The sequence below is a fragment of the Geodermatophilus obscurus genome (genome assembly GCF_900143215.1).
GTDB lineage: Bacteria > Actinomycetota > Actinomycetes > Mycobacteriales > Geodermatophilaceae > Geodermatophilus > Geodermatophilus obscurus_A.
On record NZ_FRDM01000058.1, the window covers coordinates 1 to 17,433 of the forward strand.

The following is a 17,433-nucleotide window of genomic DNA, read 5'->3' on the forward strand; positions in this document are numbered from 1 at the left end:
ACCGACCAGGAGCGGGTGTCGGAGGACGTCCGCAAGGAGGAGATCGAGGTCGACGGCGCCCAGGGCACCGCTCTCGACCGCGACAACGACGGCAGGATCGGCCGTTGACCGCAGGCACCTGACACCCCACCCGGGCGCGGCCCGGGGGCACCAGACGGCGGTGGCCGGCCGAGGACCCAGCGCCCGGCCGGCCATCTGCCGCTCCGGACGCGGTACCGCCCGACCGGGCACGGTCGCGCCGGCGGGGCGGGTGGGATGCTCGGCACGTGAGCGAGACCACGGTGCGGCCGCTGCCCGGCGCGGACGGCGGGATCAACGGGCCCGACCAGCTGGCCGCGGCCCTCGAGGCGACCGGTTACCTGCCCGACGAGGGCCTGGCGACGGCCGCGTACCTGGCGCTGGTCATGCACCGCCCGCTGTTCCTCGAGGGCGAGGCCGGCGTCGGCAAGACCGCGCTGGCCCAGGCGCTGGCCCGGGTCACCGGCCGGCCGATCTACCGGCTGCAGTGCTACGAGGGACTCGAGGCCAGCCAGGCGCTCTACGACTGGGACTTCGGCCGGCAGCTGCTGCACCTGCGCGCCGCCGAGGCCGCGCACGCCACCGGTGACACCGAGAGCCTGGAGGCCTCGCTCTACGACCGCCGCTTCCTGCTGGCCCGCCCGCTGCTGCAGGCGCTGGAGGACTCCCCGAGCGTGCTGCTGGTCGACGAGGTCGACCGCGCCGACGACGAGTTCGAGGCCTTCCTCCTCGAGGTCCTCTCCGACTTCACCATCTCCGTCCCCGAGCTCGGCACCATCCGCGCCACCACCCCGCCGCTGGTGGTGCTGACCTCCAACCGCACCCGCGAGGTGCACGACGCCCTCAAGCGCCGCTGTCTCTACCACTGGCTGCAGCACCCGGACTTCGACCGCGAGGTGGCGATCCTGCGCCGCCGGCTGCCCGACGTGACCGAGCAGCTGGCCCGCGAGGTGGCCCGCGCGACGGCGAAGCTGCGCACCCTGGACCTGCTCAAGCCGCCCGGGGTCGCCGAGGCGATGGACTGGGCGACCGCGCTGCACACCCTCGGCGCCCGGGAGCTGGACCCCGACGTCGCCGCGCGGACGCTTGGTGCGGTCCTCAAGTACCGGGAGGACACCGACCGCGTGCACGCCATGGCCCGGGGGGCGCTCTTCGGTGGGGGCTGAGGAAGGACCCCTGGAAGGACCCCTGGAAGGACCCCGTCGCCCCCCGCCGCTCGCCGGCTCGCAGCGGGCCCCTGCGACGGGGCCGGCCAGAGCCTCGCAGGCTCGCGGCGGGCCCCTGCAGGAGGGCCGGGACGGGGCCGCCCGCCCTCGGGACGTCGTCGACACGGTGCTGGGCTTCGCGCGCACCCTCCGGGTCGCCGGGGTGGCCGCCTCCCCGGACCGGGTCGAGGCGATGCTGGCCGCCGTCGCCGCGCTCGACGTCCTCGACGCCACCGCCGTCTACTGGAGCGGCCGGCTGACCCTCTGTGCCGGGCCGGACGACCTGGAGCGCTACGACGCCGCGTTCGCCGCGTACTTCGGCGGCGAGTCGCCGCGGCCGGTGCCGCCGGCGGCGCAGCGGCGGCAGCGGACGGTCAGCACCGCACCGCTGGACCCCGCGCAGGGCCAGGAGGACGGCGAGTCGCCGCCGGACCTCGCCGGCCAGGCCAGCGCCGACGAGGTGCTGCGCCACCGGGACGTCGCCGAGCTGACCGACGCCGAGCGCGAGCAGCTGCGCCGGCTGTTCGCACTGCTGGTCCCCGCCGCGCCGATGCGGCTCTCGCGCCGCCGGCGACCCAGCCCGCACGGCGCCGTCCACGCCTCCCGCACGGTGCGCCGCGCCCTGCACGACGGCGGTGAGGTCACCCGGCTGCTGCACCGGCGCGCCCGGCCCCGCCCGCGTCGCGTCGTCCTGCTCGTCGACGTGTCCGGCTCGATGAGCCCCTACGCCGACGCGCTGCTGCGGTTCGCGCACGCCGCCGTCCGGGCACGCCCGGCCGCGACCGAGGTCTTCACCATCGGCACGCGGCTGACCCGGGTCACCCGGGAACTTCGGATGCGCGACCCCGACAAGGCGCTGGCCGCCAGCGGCTCGGCGATCCCCGACTGGTCCGGCGGCACCCGGCTCGGCGAGGTGCTCAAGGCGTTCCTCGACCGGTGGGGCCAGCGCGGCACCGCCCGCGGCGCGGTCGTCGTCGTGTGCAGCGACGGCTGGGAGCGCGGCGGCACCGAGGTGCTCGCCGAGCAGATGGCCCGGCTGCAGCGGCTGGCGCACGCGGTCGTGTGGGTCAACCCGCACAAGGGGCGCGAGGGCTACGAGCCGCTCACCGGCGGCATGCAGGCGGCGCTGCCGTCGGTCGACCACTTCGTCGCCGGGCACAGCCTGGCGGCGTTCCAGGAACTGGCGGGAGTCATCTCCCGTGCCTGATGAAGGACCCTCCTGCGCCCCGCCGTGGGAGGACCCCGTCCTCCCACCCCTCGCTCCGCTCGGGGCGGTGCCCTGGCCGGGGCCGGCGGCGGGACCCTGCAGGAGGGCCGGGAGGGGCCATGATGACCCTCCTCCGAGCAAAGGAGCTGTCGGATGCGTGACGTGCTCGAGGACCTGATCGGCTGGTGGCAGGCGGGTGAGACCGTCGGGATGGGCACGGTGGTGGCCACCTGGCGTTCCGCCCCGCGCCCGGCCGGCGCGTCGATGCTGGTCGGCCCCGGCGGCACCGCCGTGGGCAGCGTCTCCGGCGGCTGCGTCGAGGGCGCGGTCTACGAGGAGGCCAGGGACGTCGTCGAGTCCGGCGTCCCCACCCTCGAGCGGTACGGGGTCAGCGACGACGACGCCTTCGCCGTGGGGCTGACCTGCGGCGGGATCCTCGACGTCTTCGTCGAGCCGGTGTCGCGGGAGTCCTTCCCCGAGCTCGGCGAGGTCGCCGAGTCCGTGGACCGGCACGAGCCGGTCGCCGTCGTCACCTGCGTGGCCGGCCCCGAGGACCGGGTGGGCCGGCGGCTGGTCGTCTGGCCCGACCGCAGCTCCGGGACCCTGGGCCTGCAGCGCCTGGACGACGCCGTCGCCGACGACGCGCGGGGCATGCTGGCCGCCGGCCGCACCGGGATGCTGCACGTCGGGCACGACGGCGAGCGCCGCGGCGACGACCTGTCGCTGTTCGTCAACGCGTTCGCCCCGGCCGCCCGGATGGTCGTCTTCGGCGCCATCGACTTCGCCGCCGCCGTCGCCCGGGTCGGCGCCTTCCTCGGCTACCGGGTCACCGTGTGCGACGCCCGCCCGGTGTTCGCGACGCCCAGGCGCTTCCCCGACGCGCACGAGGTGGTCGTCGAGTGGCCGCACCGCTACCTGCAGGCCGAGGTCGACGCCGGCCGGATCGACGAGCGCACCGTGCTGTGCGTGCTCACCCACGACCCGAAGTTCGACGTCCCGCTGCTGGAGGTGGCGCTGCGGCTGCCGGTCGCCTACGTCGGCGCGATGGGCTCGCGCCGGACGCACGATGAACGACTCGCGCGGCTGTCCGACGCCGGACTGTCGAAGGAGGAGCTGGCCCGGCTGTCCTCGCCGATCGGGCTGGACCTCGGCGCCCGCACTCCCGAGGAGACGGCCATCTCGATCGCCGCAGAGGTCATCGCCGGCCGCTGGGGCGGCTCGGGGGAGCGGCTGACCGGCACCGAGGGGCCGATCCACCGGACGGCCGAGCGCTGAGGGAGACCCCCTCCTCCCACGTCGATCATGGAGTCGGTGCTCGTCGCGACGGTGTGTCGGCGCGTGTGGCCGGCAACGAGCCCATGATCACGGCGGACGGCGACCTCCCGTACCGGTACGACGTCGAGGTGGTCGCGCTGCTGGCCTCGCCGGTGCACCGCTACGACGGCCGGCCCGCCGGCCCCGTTCCTCCGCAGGACGGCGACCGGCGCGACGCGATCGACGTGCGGACCGGGTACGGCGTGGTGGGTGACCGCTACGCCGGCCGCCCGGCGCACCGCGACGCGCGGCTGACCGTGCTCGCCGTCGAGGCGCTGGAGGCGGTCGCCGCCGAGCTCGGCGCCGCCCCGTTCGACCCGCTGCTGGCCCGGCGCACCGTCGTCCTGCGGGGTGCGGAGGTCGAGGCGCTGCGCGGGCAGCGGTTCGCGCTGGACTCCGGGTCCGGGCCGGTGCTGCTCGGCGGCGGGCGGGCGGCCTCCCCCTGCGCGTGGTTGGACGTCGTCCTGGCACCGGGCGCGCACCGGGGCCTGCGGGGACGCGGCGGCGTGCGCTGCGCCGCGCTGTCGGACGGCGAACTGCGGCTCGGGCCCGCCGTCCTCGCCACCGCCGTCCCGCTCGACCCGGCCCGCGCGGGGGAACCGGTCCGTCCCGCGCCCCGAGCCCGGCAGTGATCCCTCCGAGCGCTGCCGGGCCGGTGACCTCGAGCTCGACGGGCCGATCACCGGGACCGCCACGCCGGACGAGGTCGACGAGGGGCACCAGGACCTGGTCGAGGGTCGGAACACCCGCGGTGTCATCGTCTACGGCACCGCACCGCTGGAGGGCGCCGGCGCCCGACCCGGCCGCGGACCGCCCCGCCGCGTCGTCCGACCGGCCCACCGCGACGAGAGGCAGCCCGTGACAGCCGACGGTCCACCCGCCACCAACCCGGTCATCGGACTGCGCCGGGAGCGCGAGGTGCTCACCGTCGCGCTGCAGACCAACCGGCACGTCGTCCTGGAGGGGCCGCCCGGCACCGGGAAGTCGACCCTGCTGCGGGCGATCGCCGCCGAGGTCGGCAAGGAGGTCGTCTTCGTCGAGGGCAACGCCGAGCTGACGCCGGCACGCCTGGTGGGCCAGTACGACCCCGCCGCCGTCATGGCCGAGGGCTACGTCCCCAGCAGCTTCACCGACGGGCCGCTGCTGACCGCGATGCGCGGCTCGGGCCTGCTCTACCTCGAGGAGCTCAACCGGATCCCCGAGGAGACGCTCAACGTCCTCATCACGGTGCTCACGGAGGGGGAGATCACCGTCCCCCGGCTGGGTCTGGTCCGGGCGACGGCCGGCTTCCGGCTGATCGCCGCGATGAACCCGTTCGACGCCATCGGCACCGCGCGGGTGGGGCAGGCGATCGCCGACCGGATGTGCCGCGTCGTCCTCGGCTACCAGGACGCGGCCGCCGAACGCGCCATCGTCTCGGCGGTCACCGGAGCCGACCCGTCACCGATCGGCCTCGCCGTGCGGCTGGTGCGGGCCACCCGCGAGCACCGCGACCTGCGCACCGGCTCCTCGGTGCGGGGTGCCATCGACCTGGTCCTGCTCCTCGGCGGGCTGCTGCGGCTGCGCGGCGGCTCCGGGCTGTCCGCGCCCGGCGCCCGCGAGACCGCACGGGACGCCACCCACGCCGCGCTCTCCGGCCGGATCCGGGTCACCGAGGGCGTGGAGCGCACCCCCGAGTCGGTCCTGGACGAGATCCTCGACGAGGTGTGGCCCGAGGACGCGCCGCCGCCCGAGGAGGACGAACCGGCCACCGGCGGGGGCGGGGCGGAGGGGGACTCCTCGGGAAAAGGTGAGGGCCTGCCGTCGGAGACGGCGGGCCCGGAGACCGAGTCGGCGTCCGCGCTGCGCCGTGACCGGCGCGACGGTGGTGCCCGCCGGCAGACCAGCCGCCGCGAGATGGCGGCGCGGCACGCCTCGTTCGAGGAGGTGAGTCCCGAGGTCGGGGAGCTCGACCAGGAGGCCTTCGCCGAGCTGATGGGCCAGGACCCCGATGCCGCCGCCGCGCTGCTCGCCGACATGGCGCTGGCGATGGACCGCGACCTGCGGGCGGCGGCCCGCCGGCTGGCCTGCCGGGTGTTCATCCAGGTGGGCCGGGTGGGCCGCACCCGCACCCGGGGTACCCGTCGCCTGGTGCACGACCGGTACGCCGACGGCGACCTGGACCTCGACCGCACCCTCGACGGCTGGTCGGGCACCTGGCCGCCGTCCACCGACGACCTGGTGACCCGCCGGTGGAGCGGTGCGCGCCGGGCCGTGTGCCTCGTCGTGGACAGCTCGGGATCGATGAACGGCCTGGCCGTGGCCGTCGCGGCGGTGGCCGCCGCGGGCGTGGTGCTGGCCGCCGACGAGCGGCTGCAGACCAGCGTGCTCACGTTCTCCGGCCGGGTGGAGGTGCTGCAGCGCCTGGGGCACCGGCGCCCGGCGGAGGACCTGGTCGGGCAGCTGATCGGACTGCGCGGGCACGGGATGACCGACCTGGCCGCCGCGCTGCGCGGTGCCCGCACCCAGCTGATGTCCGCGGTGGCCGACGAACGCGTCGTCGTCCTGCTGTCGGACTGTCTGCACACCACGGGGGACGCCCCCGAGTCGGCACTGGCCGGCATCGACCGGCTGCACGTGCTGTGCCCGCTGCCCACGCCGGAGGCCGAGACCGCGGCCCGGGCGCTGGCCGCCCGCGGTGGCGGGTCCGCGGAGCTGGTCCGCACCCTGACCGACGTCGGGCCGGCGCTGACCCGCATCCTCGGCTAGGGCCGGCGGCGCGTGACACCGGGCGCGCCCGGCGGTGCGCCCGGTGTCACGCCGGACTCTCAGCGGTCGGCGTCGGTGTAGACGACCATCCCGCGGATGTTCTTGCCGTCGCGCATGTCCTGGTAGCCCTGGTTGATGTCCTCCAGCGAGTACCGCGTGGTCGCGAGCTCGTCGAGCTTGAGCTGGCCCTCCTGGTAGAGCGAGAGCAGCTCGGGGATCGCCGCGCGCGGGGCCAGGCCGCCGAAGATGGCGCCCTGCAGGTCCTTCTGCAGCAGGGTCAGCTCGAACAGGCTGAGCTTGACGTCGGTGTTGGCGGCGTTGCCCATCCCGGTGACGACGGCGCGGCCGCCCTTGCCGGTGAGGCTGAGCGCGGTCTGGATGTCCTCGCCCTGGATGTCGCCGACCGTGATGATCGTCTTGTCGGCCATGCGGCCCCAGGTCAGCTCGTTGACCTTCGCGGTCGCCTCCTCGGCCGACTCGAAGACGTGCGTGGCGCCCAGGTCCATGGCCCACTCGCGCTTCCTGGCCACCGGCTCGATCACCATGACCCGCTTGGCCCCGGCCGCCGCCGCGCCCTGGACGGCGTTCATGCCGACACCACCGGCGCCCATGACGACGACGTTCTCGCCGGGCCGGACGTCGGCGACCCTGGTGGCCGAGCCCCAGCCGGTGGTGACGCCGCAGCCCACCAGCGCGGCGATGCCGAGCGGGACGTCCGGCTCGATCCTCACGACCGACGCCTGGTGCACGGTGATGTACGGCGAGAACGTGCCGAGCAGGCACATCGGGATGACGTCCTTGCCGCGGGCCTGGACGCGGTAGCTGCCGTCGGAGATCGACGTGCCGGCGAGCAGGTTCGCGCCGAGGTCGCAGAGGTTCTGCATCCCCTTGGAACACGGCGGGCACTGCCCGCAGGCGGGGATGAACGCGGTGACGACGTGGTCGCCCTCCTGCAGGCCGGTCACGCCGGGACCGACCTTCGTGACGACGCCGGCGCCCTCGTGCCCGCCGATGACCGGGTAGAAGGCGACCGGTGTGCCGCCGGTGACCAGGTGCTCGTCGCTGTGGCAGAGCCCCGAGGCGGCCAGCTGGACCTGGACCTCACCCTCCTTGGGATCGCCGAGCTCGATCTCCTCGATCGACCACTCCTCGCCGACACCCCACAGGATCGCGCCCTTGGTCTTCACCCGATCGTCCCTCCGTCCTGACCCGACCACGGCGGCGGGTCGTTCGTGTTCGCACCGTCCAGGGGAGTGTGCGCCGGGCCACACCATGAGCGGGCAGGGGGTGGTCGTCAAGGGGAGCGCAACGGGGGGTGCAACGTCGGGGCGCGCCCGGTCCGGGAGACTCGGCCCCGTGACGGGGAGCCCGGTGGTCGTGGTCGGCGCCGGGCCGGTGGGACTGACGGCGGCGCTGCTGCTCGCCCGCCGCGGCCTCCCGGTGGTGGTGCTGGAGCGGCAGGCCGCCCCGTACGGGCGGCCGCGCGCGGTGCACCTGGACGACGAGGCCCTGCGCGCGCTCGCCGACGCCGGGGTAGCCGAGGACTTCCTGCGGGTCAGCCGGCCGGTGCGGGGGCTGCGGCTGCTCGACGGCCGCCACCGGGTGCTCGCCGAGTTCGCCCGATCGTCCTCGTCGGGGCTGCACGGCTGGCCGCAGGGGTCGATGTTCTCCCAGCCCGACCTGGAGGAGGTGCTGCTGGCCGCCGTCCGCCAGGAGCCGCTCGTCGAGCCGTACACCGGCTGCGAGGTCCTGGGCCTGACGCAGGACGACGGGGTGGAGCTGACGGTGCGAGACCGCGTCTCCGGTGCGCGGTCGCGGGTGCGGGCGGCGGCGGTGCTCGGCTGCGACGGCGCGAACAGCACGGTGCGCACGCTGATCGGGGCGCGCATGCGCGAGCTCGGCCGGCCCGACCGCTGGCTGGTGGCCGACCTGCGCTCCCCGGACCCGCTGGCGCTGTGGCCCGGGGTGCACCAGGTGTGCGACCCGCACCGGGCGACGACCGCGATGCCGGTGACCGGCGACCGCTACCGCTGGGAGTTCCGCCTGCTGCCCGGCGAGACCGGCCACGACCTGGCCGCCCGGCTGCCGGGGCTGCTCGCGCCGTGGGGAGCTGCGGGCGCCGAGGTGGAGCGGGTCGCCGAGCACGTCTACCGGGCCCAGGTGGCCGACCGCTGGCGGTCGGGGCGGGTGCTGCTGGCCGGCGACGCCGCGCACCTGACGCCGCCGTTCATCGGGCAGGGGCTGGGCCTCGGGCTGCGGGACGTCCACCAGCTGGCCTGGAAGCTGGCCGCCGTCCTGGCCGGCGCGGCGCCCGAGCGGCTGCTCGACACCCACCAGGCCGAGCGCGAGCCGCACGCGCGGGCGATGGTGCGGCTGGCGCTGCTGCTCGGCCGGCTGATGACCGGCGGCGGCCGCGGGGCCGCGGTCCTGCGCCGCGCGGTGCTCGAGGGGGTGGGCCGGGTGCCCGCCGTGGCCCGCTTCGCCACCGACAGCCACACCCCGCCGCTGCGCCGCGGCCCGTTGGTCGTGCGCCGCGGGCGGGCGGGACGGCGGCTGGCGGGCACGCTGCTGCCGCGGGCCGCCGTCGTGCGCCAGGGCCGCCGGGTGCCGGTGGACGACGTCCTCGGCCCCGGGACGGCGCGGCTGCGGCTGCTCGCCCCCGGCCGGCTGGCGGTGCGTCCGTCCGGGGGGCCCGAGGTCGAGGTGGCCGACGTGGACGGCGCGCTCACGGCGTGGCTGCGGGGGGCCGAGGCGGCCGCCGTCGTCGTCCGGCCCGACCGGATCGTGCTCTCGGCGTCCCGAGCCGCGTGAGCCGCTGGCTCCCGGGTAGGGGCTGTCCATGCAGATCGACAAGAACCAGATCCTCGAACTCCTGCGCAACCAGGGCGACGACGCCAAGGCGCAGCAGGCCGACCAGGAGCTGCCGGGCACCGTCGACACCGACCAGCACGCCGGCATCCTCGAGAAGCTGGGCCTCTCGCCCATGGACCTGATCAGCAAGCTCGGCGGCGGTGGTGGCGGGCTGGGCGGTCTGCTCGGCCGCTGACCCGCCGCTCCGTGCACTCATCGTGGTCTCCGGCCCGCCCGGGACCACGATGAGGGCACATCCGGCGAGGCTGGCCGACCCGCACGACTGATCGAGCGGTCCGTGCACGTACCGCGCACGTGGCCGCCCGGACACCGCGCTGCGTGCACACACCGCCGCCCGGCATGCTCCTCGGGGTGAGCTACGACGTCGCCGCCGTCCGTGCCTGCTTCCCCGCACTGCGCGCCGGAGCCGCCCACTTCGACGGTCCGGGCGGCTCCCAGGTACCCGAGCCGGTGGCCGCCGCGGTCGCCGCCACGATGACCGCGCCGCTGGCCAACCGCGGGCGGGTCACCCAGGCCGAGCGCAACGCCGACGACGTCGTCCTCGCCGCGCGGCAGGCGGTCGCGGACCTCGTCGCCGGCGACCCCGGCGGGGTGGTGTTCGGCCGCAGCATGACGCAGCTGACCTACGACCTCTCCCGCGTGCTGTCGGCCGGCTGGGGACCGGGCGACGAGGTCGTGGTGACCCGGCTGGACCACGACGCGAACGTGCGCCCGTGGGTGCAGGCCGCGCACGCCCGCGGGGCCACCGTGCCCTGGGCGGAGTTCGACCCGGCCACCGGCGAGCTGGCGCCCGAGGCGGCGGGCGGGCTGCTCACCGACCGCACCCGGCTGGTCGCCGTCACCGGTGCCTCCAACCTCATCGGCACCCGGCCGGACGTCGCCGCGATCAGCGCACTCGCCCACGACGCCGGCGCCCTCAGCTACGTCGACGGCGTGCACCTGACCGCGCACGCGGCGGTGGACGTCGCCGCGCTCGGCGCCGACCTCTACGCCTGCTCGCCGTACAAGTTCCTGGGCCCGCACTGCGGCTGCGTCGTCGCCAGCCCCGGCCTGCTGGAGACGCTGCACCCGGACAAGCTGCTGCCCTCCACCGACGCCGTCCCCGAGCGGTTCGAGCTCGGCACGCTGCCCTACGAGCTGCTGGCGGGCAGCACCGCAGCGGTCGACTTCCTGGCCGGGCTGGGTCCGCCTGCCGGCAGGGCCGGCGACCGCGGCCCGGAGGGGGGCCGCCGCGCGCGGCTCGAGGTCGGGATGGCGACGCTGGAGGAGCACGAGGACCGGCTGCGGGAGCGCATCGAGGACGGCGTCCGCGCGCTGCCCGGCGTCACCGTGTGGTCCCGCGCCGCCCGGCGCACGCCCACCCTGCTGCTCACGTTCGAGGGCCGGGACGCCGCCGACGCGCACCGGTTCCTCGCCGGGCACGGGGTCAACGCGCCCGCCGGGTCCTTCTACGCGATCGAGGCCTCCCGCCACCTCGGCCTGGGCGACGCCGGCGGCCTGCGGGTCGGGCTCGCGCCGTACAACGACGACGAGGACGTGGACCGGCTGCTGGCCGCGCTGGGGGAGTGGACCGACAGCCGAAAGGCGTGCGCTCCCCCAGCGGGGCGACCATGACCGCCGCGGCCCCGGCCCGGCTCGCACGCCCGGCGGGCCTCGCGGTACGAGCCACTGGACCGTGACGGCACCGGCGGTCGCCGCGTTCGGTGAGTGCCTGGGGCCCGAGGTGGTCCTCGGCTGGGGCGCGCTGTCCGAGGTCGGCCGGGCGGCCCGCCGGCGGGGCGCGCAGCGGCCGAGCGTCGGGTTGGTCGAGCCGCCGCGGCGACACGCCGACGACACGCTGGAGGCGGTCGATGACACGCTGGCGTCGGCCGCACGGCCCGTGACGGCCGCGCCGGTCGCCCCCGGTCGGAGGTGTCGTGCGGGGTCCGCCCGGCCCTAGCTTCGCCCGGCATGACGACCACCGCGACGGGGTCCGGACGGGTCTCCCTCGGCGACCGGACCGTGCACCGCATGGGCTACGGCGGCATGAAGCTCACCGGACCGCGGGTCACCGGGCCACCGGCCGACCGGGAGACCGCGCTCGCCGTCCTGCACCGGGCCGTGGAGCTGGGGGTGGACCACGTCGACACCAGCGGCCTCTACGGCCCGCACGTGGTGAACGACCTGATCCGCGAGGCGCTGGACCCCTATCCCGAGGACCTGGTCATCGTCACCCGGGTCGGCGCCCGCCGGACGCCGGAGGGCGGCTGGGACGAGGCGCTGACGCCGGACGGGCTGCGCCGGTCGGTGGAGGAGGACCTGGAGCACCTCGGGCTGGACGCGCTGCACGTCGCCAACCTCCGGATGCCGGGCCTGGGGGAGCCCGCGGAGCGGTCCCTCGGCGAGCCGTTCGAGGCACTGGCCCGGTTGCAGCAGGAGGGGCTGGTCCGCCAGCTCGGGGTCAGCCACATCACCGGCCGGCAGGTCGCCGAGGCGCGTGGCATCGCCCCCCTCGCCTGCGTGCAGAACCACTACAACCTGATCCACCGCACCGACGACGACCTGGTCGAGGAGCTGGACCGGGACGGGATCGCCTACACGGCGCTGGAGGGGATCTCCTACACGTCGTTCTTCCCCATGGGCGAGATGACGCCGGAGCAGTCGGCGGTGCTGGACACCGTCGCGCAGCGGGTGGGGGCGAGCCCGATGCAGGTGGCCATCGCGTGGTTGCTCGCCCGCTCGCCGAACGTGCTCGTCATCCCGAGCGCGACCTCGGTGGCGCAGCTGGAGGAGCTCCTCGCGGCGAGCGAGGTGGCGCTCCGGCTCGCAGACATCGAGGAGCTGGACCGCATCGTGACCATGGGCGGCCCGCCGGCCGGCGGCGTGCCGGCGTGGGGCGGGAGCGGCCCCGAGGGCCGACCCTCGTGGGTCGGCGGTGGTTCGGCCGGGCGGCCCGCCCGGTGAGGTGCACCTGCCCGACCGGGCAGCGGTCCCGGTCCGAGCGGGGCGGCCGGAGGGACGGCGTCAGGCCGACGGGGCGGACGGGCTGCGCAGGCCGGGGAACCCGAGGGCCAGCTGGTCGAAGGCCGCGTGCAGGGCGGCGGCGAGCGTCGTCGTCCCGTCGGCCAGCCAGACCTCGAACGCCGTCGTCGCCGCCGCCCGCGTGCTGGTGGCCACCAGCCGGGGGAGCAGTGCTCCCGGGGACTGACCGGTGCGGCGGGCGACGTGCTCGGCGACCACCCGGTCGACGTCGGCGTAGCGGACCTGCGAGTGGGCCTGCAATGCCGGCTCGCCGAGGATGAGCGCCATCCGCTGCCGCAGGGTCGGCAGGTCCTCGGCGGCGTAGTCGTTGACCTCGACGTAGGCCGCGCAGATCGAGGCCAGGACCGGTTGGTCGTCGCGGGTGGCCGCCAGCAGCCGCCCCAGGCGGTCCACGTGCGCGCCGAACTCGCCCCACACCGCGTCGGCCTTGGTGGCGAAGCAGCGGAAGAACGTGCGGCGGCTGATCCCGGCGGCGTCGGCGATGTCGTCGGCGGTGACCTGCTCGAAGCCGTGCAGCGTGAACAGCTCCAGCGCCGCCTGCTGGACGCGGGCGCGGGTGTCGGCACGCACGTCCACGGGCGCCTCGGTCACGACCCCATCCTGCGCCACCGGCCTGCCGCGGAGGGCGCGCCGTGATCCAGGGCCGGGTGTCGCCGGTGGAGCGGGTGTCACTAACGTCCCGGCCACCGCGTTACCCGGATCACAGGAGGCGCCATGCCCGAGAGCGACGACACCCAGGCCGTCGAGGCCCCCGCGGTCGAGGAGGACCTGATCGAGGAGTCCCTCGTCGAGGAGGTCTCGATCGACGGCATGTGCGGGGTGTACTGATCGACGCCCCCGTCGCGGCGCCGGCCGAGCCCCCGAGCGCGGCCGGCGCCACCCTCCCGCCGGGCTCCGGCGCTCCGGCGCCGGCACCTCCGGCTGACTTCGACCCGTCGCTGCCCTGGCGGCGGGCCCGTTCTGTGGCCCTGCGCCCGGAGCCCTTCGGCGCGCTGGTCTACCACTTCGGGAACCGGAAGCTCTCCTTCCTGAAGTCCACGACGCTGGTCGCCGTCGTCGAGACGCTGGCCGAGCACCCCAGCGCCGACGCCACTCTCGCCGCGTGCGGGGTCCCCGACGCCCAGCTCCCCGCCTACCGCCGGGCGCTGGCCGACCTCGCGCGTTCGCAGATGATCGAGAGAAGGACCTCGCCGCCCCCCGCCGCTCGCGAGCTCGCGGCGGGCCCCTGCGGCGAGGCCGACCCGGAGGTTCACCCATGACCGCCGTCCTGCCGTCCCGCCCCGCCGCCCCCCAGCGCCCTACCGGCGGCCGGCTGATCGACCAGTTCGAGTACGGGCTGGACGCGCCCATCTGCCTGACCTGGGAGCTCACCTACGCCTGCAACCTGGCGTGCGCGCACTGCCTGTCCAGCTCCGGACGGCGGGACCCGCGCGAGCTGTCCACCGCCGAGGCCGAGGCGGTCATCGACGAGCTGCAGCGGATGCAGGTCTTCTACGTCAACGTCGGCGGCGGCGAGCCCACCGTCCGCCCGGACTTCTGGCACCTGCTCGACTACGCCATCGGCCACGACGTCGGCGTCAAGTTCTCCACCAACGGCGTCAAGCTGGACAAGACCCGTGCCGCGCAGCTGGCCCGCACCGACTACGTCGACGTCCAGATCTCCCTCGACGGCGCGACCGCCGAGGTCAACGACCGGATCCGCGGCACCGGCTCGTACGCCACCGCCGTCCGCGCGCTGGAGAACCTGGCCGAGGCCGGGATGAAGGACGTCAAGGTCTCCGTCGTGGTCACGCGGGAGAACGCCGGGCAGCTGGACGAGTTCAAGGCGCTCACCGACCGCCACGGCGCCCAGCTGCGGATCACCCGGCTGCGCCCGTCCGGCCGGGGCGCCGACGTCTGGGACCAGCTGCACCCCACCCAGGCCCAGCAGCGCGAGCTGTACGCCTGGCTGCTGGCCAACGGCGACCGCGTGCTCACCGGTGACTCGTTCTTCCACCTGTCGGCGTTCGGTGAGGCGCTGCCCGGCCTGAACCTGTGCGGCGCCGGCCGGGTGGTGTGCCTCATCGACCCGGTCGGCGACGTCTACGCCTGCCCGTTCGCCATCCACGAGCAGTTCCTCGCCGGCAACGTGCGCGGCGAGGGCGGCTTCCAGCGGGTGTGGCAGTCCTCGGAGCTGTTCGCCGACCTGCGCAGCCCGCAGACCGGCGGCGCCTGCACCAGGTGCGCGCACTTCGACGCCTGCCGCGGTGGCTGCATGGCGGCCAAGTTCTTCACCGGCCTGCCGCTCGACGGGCCCGACCCCGAGTGCGTGCAGGGCTACGGCGAGACCGCGCTGGCCGCCCGCGACTCGGAGCTCGTTCCCCCGCGCAGCTCCGTCGACCACTCGCACACCGGCCCGGTCCGCGGCCAGCCCACCCTGCTGGGCATGCCGTCCATCCCGGCTCCGTCCACACCCGCACCCCCCGCCCGGCCGTGCGACGAGTCCCCGCTGGCCGGGCTCGAGCTGCGCTGACCTCGCTCCTCGACCCGCTGGTCCTGGCGGGCCGGACGGCGCCCTCGCGGGCGCTGTTCGGCCCGCACGAGACCAACCTGGGCCGCGGGCGGGCGCTCTCCGATCGGCACGTCGCCTACTACGCCCGCCGGGCCGCCGGCGGCTGCGGGATCGTCGTGCCCGAGACCGCGTCGGTGCACGGGGGCGACCACCCCTACGAGCGGGCGCCGCTCGCCGCCGACTGCGGCCCCGGCTGGGCGGACGTCGTCGCCGCGTGCCGCCCGCACGGCGCGCTGGTGCTCGCCTCGCTCGGGCACACCGGGGCGCAGGGCACGTCCGGGCACGCGCAGACCGCGCTGTGGGCGCCGTCGGCCGTGCCCGACGTCGTCACCCGCGAGGTGCCGGTGGCGATGGAGCAGCCGGAGATCGAGGCGCTGGTCGCGGGGTTCGCGGCCGGGGCCCGGATCGCGGTCGCGGCCGGCGTCGACGGCGTGGAGGTCGACGCCGGCGCTCGCTCGCTGCTGCGCCAGTTCGCCTCCGGCCTGACCAACACCCGGACCGACGCGTACGGCGCCGACCGGCCGCGGCTGCTGCGCGAGGTGCTGACCGCCGTCCGCGCGGAGCTCGGGCCGGGGCGGGTGCTGTCGCTGCGGCTGTCCTGCGACGAGGAGGCGCCCTGGGCCGGGATCACCCCCGACCTGGCCGTCGGGCACGTGCGCGAGCTCGCCCCGCTGGCCGACCTGCTCGTCGTCGTGCGCGGCAGCGGCCTGGCCCCCTCGGCGTACCGGCCCGACGGGCACACCCGGCCCGGGTTCAACACCGAGCTCACCCGCCGAGTGCGGGCGGCCGCGGGCGGGACGCCGGTGGTGCTGCAGGGCTCGGTCGTCGACGTCGCCGCCGCGCAACGGGCGCTGGAGGACGGCGTGGCCGACGCGGTGGAGATGACCCGCGCGCAGATCGCCGACGCCGACCTGGTGCGGAAGGCGCGGGCCGGCGTCCCGGTCCGGCCGTGCACCCTGTGCAACCAGGCCTGCCAGGTGCGCGAGGACCGCAACCCGCTGGTCAGCTGCGTCGCCGACCCGTCGGGCGAAGCGGCCCTGCCGGACGGCGCGGGGCGGCGGGTGACCGTGGTCGGCGGTGGGCCGGCGGGCCTGGAGGCGGCGCGGGTGCTGGCGTCCGCGGGGTCCGACGTCCGCTTGCTGGAGCGCTCGGACCGGCTCGGCGGCAGGCTGCACACGGTCGCGGCGCTGCCCGGGCGGGACCGCTTCGCCGACCTCGCGGTGTGGCTGGCCGGGGAGGTGGCGCGCCTCGGCGTGCACGTGGAGCTGGGGGTGGCCGCGGAGGGCGGCGACGTCGGCGCGACCGGCGCCCGGCGGCGCGAGGGTCTGACCGCCGCCGACGTCCTCACCGGGGCGGAGCCGCCGCCCGGCCCGGTGGTGGTGCACGACCCGGTGGGCGGCCCGGTCGGCGTGGGGGTGGCGGAGCTGCTCGCCCGAGCGGGTCGCGAGGTCACGCTGGTGACTCCGGACGCGGTCGTCGGCGAGCGGCTCGGAGGCGACCTCGCGCCGGCCAACGCGCGGCTGGCGCGGGCGGGGGTGCAGCGGGAGACGTCGTCCGTGCTGCGGTCGGCCGGCGACGGGGTCGCGGTCCTGGCCGACCGCTGGACGGGGGAGGAGCGGCGGGTGCCGTGCGCCGTCCTCGTGGACGCCGGCCCGCTGCTGCCGGGCGACGTCCCGCCGGGGGCGGTGGCCGCCGGGGACGTCGTCGCGCCGCGCACCGTGCTCGAGGCGGTGCTCGAGGGCCGGCGCGCGGCGCGGGCGGTGCTCAGCCGGTGACGGTCAGAGGTCCACCTTCTTGTGGTCGCCGGTGTCGGGCTGGTCGCCGGTGGCCTTGGCCTTCACGAAGCTGAACGCGGTGGCCAGCCGGTTGCCGGGGCTCTCCCAGTACTCCGCCGAGTCGCCGTCGACCTTGACCAGCACGACCGACGGGTCCTCCGGACCCTGCGGCAGCCAGGCCGCGACCCCGCTGTTCCACAGGTCCTTCTTCTTGGCGACGTCGCTGACGACGAGGGCCTCGCCGGTCAGGGAGACCCAGTTCCCGCCGGAGCCCACGCCGACGTTGACCTGCGGCGAGTGCGAGATGTGGCTCAGCCACGGCGCGCTCTGCTCGGCGAAGAACCACAGGTCGCCGTCGAACTCGACCTCCTGCAGCGCCATGGGCCGGCTGGTCAGCTTGCCCTCGGGCGTGGTCGTGGTCAGGAAGCCGAACCTCTGCCCCTTGATCAGCTCGGCGACCTTGTGGGTGTCCTCGGCGCTCATGTCGTCCTCTCGGCAGTGCGCGATCAGGTGTCGCACCCCTCCTGCCCACGCCGGTCGGCGCTGACACACGTCCGCCGCGCTGCCGACGACGTGTCCGCCGCGGTCTGCAAGGTCGCTCGACCCACTCCGTCAAGGCCACGGCTGAATCTGTGGACAAGCCGTTGAGCTGCGGATTCGGGATGAGTGACGTCCCCGGGTCCGCTAGGCTTCGAACAGGTGATCGAGTCGGTGGGGAGGTGT

At 76.0% G+C, this 17,433-nt stretch carries 17 protein-coding genes; 14 read left to right on the forward strand and 3 right to left on the reverse strand.

Annotated elements, in window-relative coordinates; translation table 11 throughout:
- The first annotated feature begins 266 nt into the window (after window positions 1-266).
- From BUB17_RS23675 to BUB17_RS23695, 5 genes are all read left to right on the forward strand, one after another.
- On the forward strand, window positions 267-1,184 hold the full coding sequence (locus tag BUB17_RS23675) for an AAA family ATPase (protein ID WP_072921104.1): 918 nt from the start codon (window positions 267-269) through the stop codon (window positions 1,182-1,184).
- Window positions 1,185-1,350: 166 nt separating this feature from the next.
- Window positions 1,351-2,430 (forward strand): vWA domain-containing protein, encoded by a 1,080-nt coding sequence (locus BUB17_RS23680; protein WP_072921105.1) that lies wholly within the window; start codon window positions 1,351-1,353, stop codon window positions 2,428-2,430.
- Between the two features lie 153 nt (window positions 2,431-2,583).
- Window positions 2,584-3,705: an XdhC family protein gene (locus BUB17_RS23685; RefSeq protein WP_072921106.1), complete on the forward strand. Its 1,122-nt coding sequence runs from the start codon at window positions 2,584-2,586 to the stop codon at window positions 3,703-3,705.
- 83 nt (window positions 3,706-3,788) lie between these two features.
- Window positions 3,789-4,376, forward strand: coding sequence for a molybdenum cofactor biosysynthesis protein (locus BUB17_RS23690; RefSeq protein ID WP_072921117.1), 588 nt, complete (start codon window positions 3,789-3,791; stop codon window positions 4,374-4,376).
- Between the two features lie 226 nt (window positions 4,377-4,602).
- Window positions 4,603-6,492 carry an AAA family ATPase gene (locus BUB17_RS23695; RefSeq protein WP_072921107.1) on the forward strand — a complete coding sequence of 630 codons (1,890 nt, stop codon included), beginning with the start codon at window positions 4,603-4,605 and terminating at the stop codon, window positions 6,490-6,492.
- 59 nt (window positions 6,493-6,551) lie between these two features.
- On the opposite strand, the gene BUB17_RS23700 is transcribed toward BUB17_RS23695, so the two are convergent.
- Entirely contained in the window at window positions 6,552-7,679 is a 1,128-nt protein-coding gene (locus tag BUB17_RS23700; protein ID WP_072921108.1) for an NDMA-dependent alcohol dehydrogenase, read from the reverse strand.
- A gap of 169 nt (window positions 7,680-7,848) precedes the next feature.
- On the opposite strand from BUB17_RS23700, the gene BUB17_RS23705 reads away from it, so the two are divergent.
- From BUB17_RS23705 to BUB17_RS23725, 5 genes are all read left to right on the forward strand, one after another.
- Complete coding sequence (locus tag BUB17_RS23705; protein ID WP_072921109.1) at window positions 7,849-9,303, forward strand: bifunctional 3-(3-hydroxy-phenyl)propionate/3-hydroxycinnamic acid hydroxylase; 1,455 nt, start codon at window positions 7,849-7,851, stop codon at window positions 9,301-9,303.
- A 28-nt stretch (window positions 9,304-9,331) separates the two neighbouring features.
- Window positions 9,332-9,538, forward strand: coding sequence for a hypothetical protein (locus BUB17_RS23710; protein ID WP_072921110.1), 207 nt, complete (start codon window positions 9,332-9,334; stop codon window positions 9,536-9,538).
- Between the two features lie 176 nt (window positions 9,539-9,714).
- Entirely contained in the window at window positions 9,715-10,977 is a 1,263-nt protein-coding gene (locus tag BUB17_RS23715) for a cysteine desulfurase-like protein (protein WP_072921118.1), read from the forward strand.
- A 61-nt stretch (window positions 10,978-11,038) separates the two neighbouring features.
- Entirely contained in the window at window positions 11,039-11,302 is a 264-nt protein-coding gene (locus BUB17_RS23720) for a hypothetical protein (RefSeq protein ID WP_072921111.1), read from the forward strand.
- Between the two features lie 11 nt (window positions 11,303-11,313).
- On the forward strand, window positions 11,314-12,306 hold the full coding sequence (locus tag BUB17_RS23725) for an oxidoreductase (protein ID WP_072921112.1): 993 nt from the start codon (window positions 11,314-11,316) through the stop codon (window positions 12,304-12,306).
- Between the two features lie 60 nt (window positions 12,307-12,366).
- Here the strand turns inward: BUB17_RS23725 and mftR are convergent, their stop codons facing one another.
- Window positions 12,367-12,975: a mycofactocin system transcriptional regulator gene (mftR, locus tag BUB17_RS23730; RefSeq protein ID WP_072921113.1), complete on the reverse strand. Its 609-nt coding sequence runs from the start codon at window positions 12,973-12,975 to the stop codon at window positions 12,367-12,369.
- A gap of 123 nt (window positions 12,976-13,098) precedes the next feature.
- Here mftR and mftA point away from each other — a divergent pair, with 123 nt between their 5' ends.
- From mftA to BUB17_RS23750, 4 genes are read left to right on the forward strand one after another with little or no spacing between them, the layout of a single operon-like run.
- Window positions 13,099-13,212 carry a mycofactocin precursor MftA gene (gene mftA / locus BUB17_RS23735; protein ID WP_072921114.1) on the forward strand — a complete coding sequence of 38 codons (114 nt, stop codon included), beginning with the start codon at window positions 13,099-13,101 and terminating at the stop codon, window positions 13,210-13,212.
- A complete protein-coding gene (gene mftB, locus BUB17_RS23740; RefSeq protein ID WP_244277453.1) occupies window positions 13,197-13,643 on the forward strand; it encodes a mycofactocin biosynthesis chaperone MftB in 447 nt (148 codons plus the stop codon). The genes mftA and mftB overlap by 16 nt, the downstream gene beginning before the upstream one ends.
- The gene (gene mftC, locus BUB17_RS23745) at window positions 13,640-14,896 is read left to right on the forward strand and encodes a mycofactocin radical SAM maturase (protein ID WP_072921115.1); all 1,257 of its coding nucleotides are present in this window, start codon (window positions 13,640-13,642) and stop codon (window positions 14,894-14,896) included. Before mftB ends, mftC begins: the two co-directional genes overlap by 4 nt.
- Window positions 14,857-16,710 carry a mycofactocin system FadH/OYE family oxidoreductase 1 gene (locus BUB17_RS23750; RefSeq protein WP_244277454.1) on the forward strand — a complete coding sequence of 618 codons (1,854 nt, stop codon included), beginning with the start codon at window positions 14,857-14,859 and terminating at the stop codon, window positions 16,708-16,710. The genes mftC and BUB17_RS23750 overlap by 40 nt, the downstream gene beginning before the upstream one ends.
- A 3-nt stretch (window positions 16,711-16,713) precedes the next feature.
- On the opposite strand, the gene BUB17_RS23755 is transcribed toward BUB17_RS23750, so the two are convergent.
- Complete coding sequence (locus BUB17_RS23755) at window positions 16,714-17,193, reverse strand: pyridoxamine 5'-phosphate oxidase family protein (RefSeq protein ID WP_072921116.1); 480 nt, start codon at window positions 17,191-17,193, stop codon at window positions 16,714-16,716.
- Window positions 17,194-17,433 lie beyond the last annotated feature (240 nt).

Bases quoted from the DNA above. Each gene is read 5' to 3' on its own strand.
- BUB17_RS23685 (WP_072921106.1), top strand. From the start codon at position 2,584: ATGCGTGACGTGCTCGAGGACCTGATCGGCTGGTGGCAGGCGGGTGAG.
- BUB17_RS23690 (WP_072921117.1), top strand. From the start codon at position 3,789: ATGATCACGGCGGACGGCGACCTCCCGTACCGGTACGACGTCGAGGTG.
- BUB17_RS23710 (WP_072921110.1), top strand. From the start codon at position 9,332: ATGCAGATCGACAAGAACCAGATCCTCGAACTCCTGCGCAACCAGGGC.
- BUB17_RS23725 (WP_072921112.1), top strand. From the start codon at position 11,314: ATGACGACCACCGCGACGGGGTCCGGACGGGTCTCCCTCGGCGACCGG.
- mftA (WP_072921114.1), top strand. From the start codon at position 13,099: ATGCCCGAGAGCGACGACACCCAGGCCGTCGAGGCCCCCGCGGTCGAG.
- mftC (WP_072921115.1), top strand. From the start codon at position 13,640: ATGACCGCCGTCCTGCCGTCCCGCCCCGCCGCCCCCCAGCGCCCTACC.
- BUB17_RS23755 (WP_072921116.1), bottom strand. From the start codon at position 17,193: ATGAGCGCCGAGGACACCCACAAGGTCGCCGAGCTGATCAAGGGGCAG.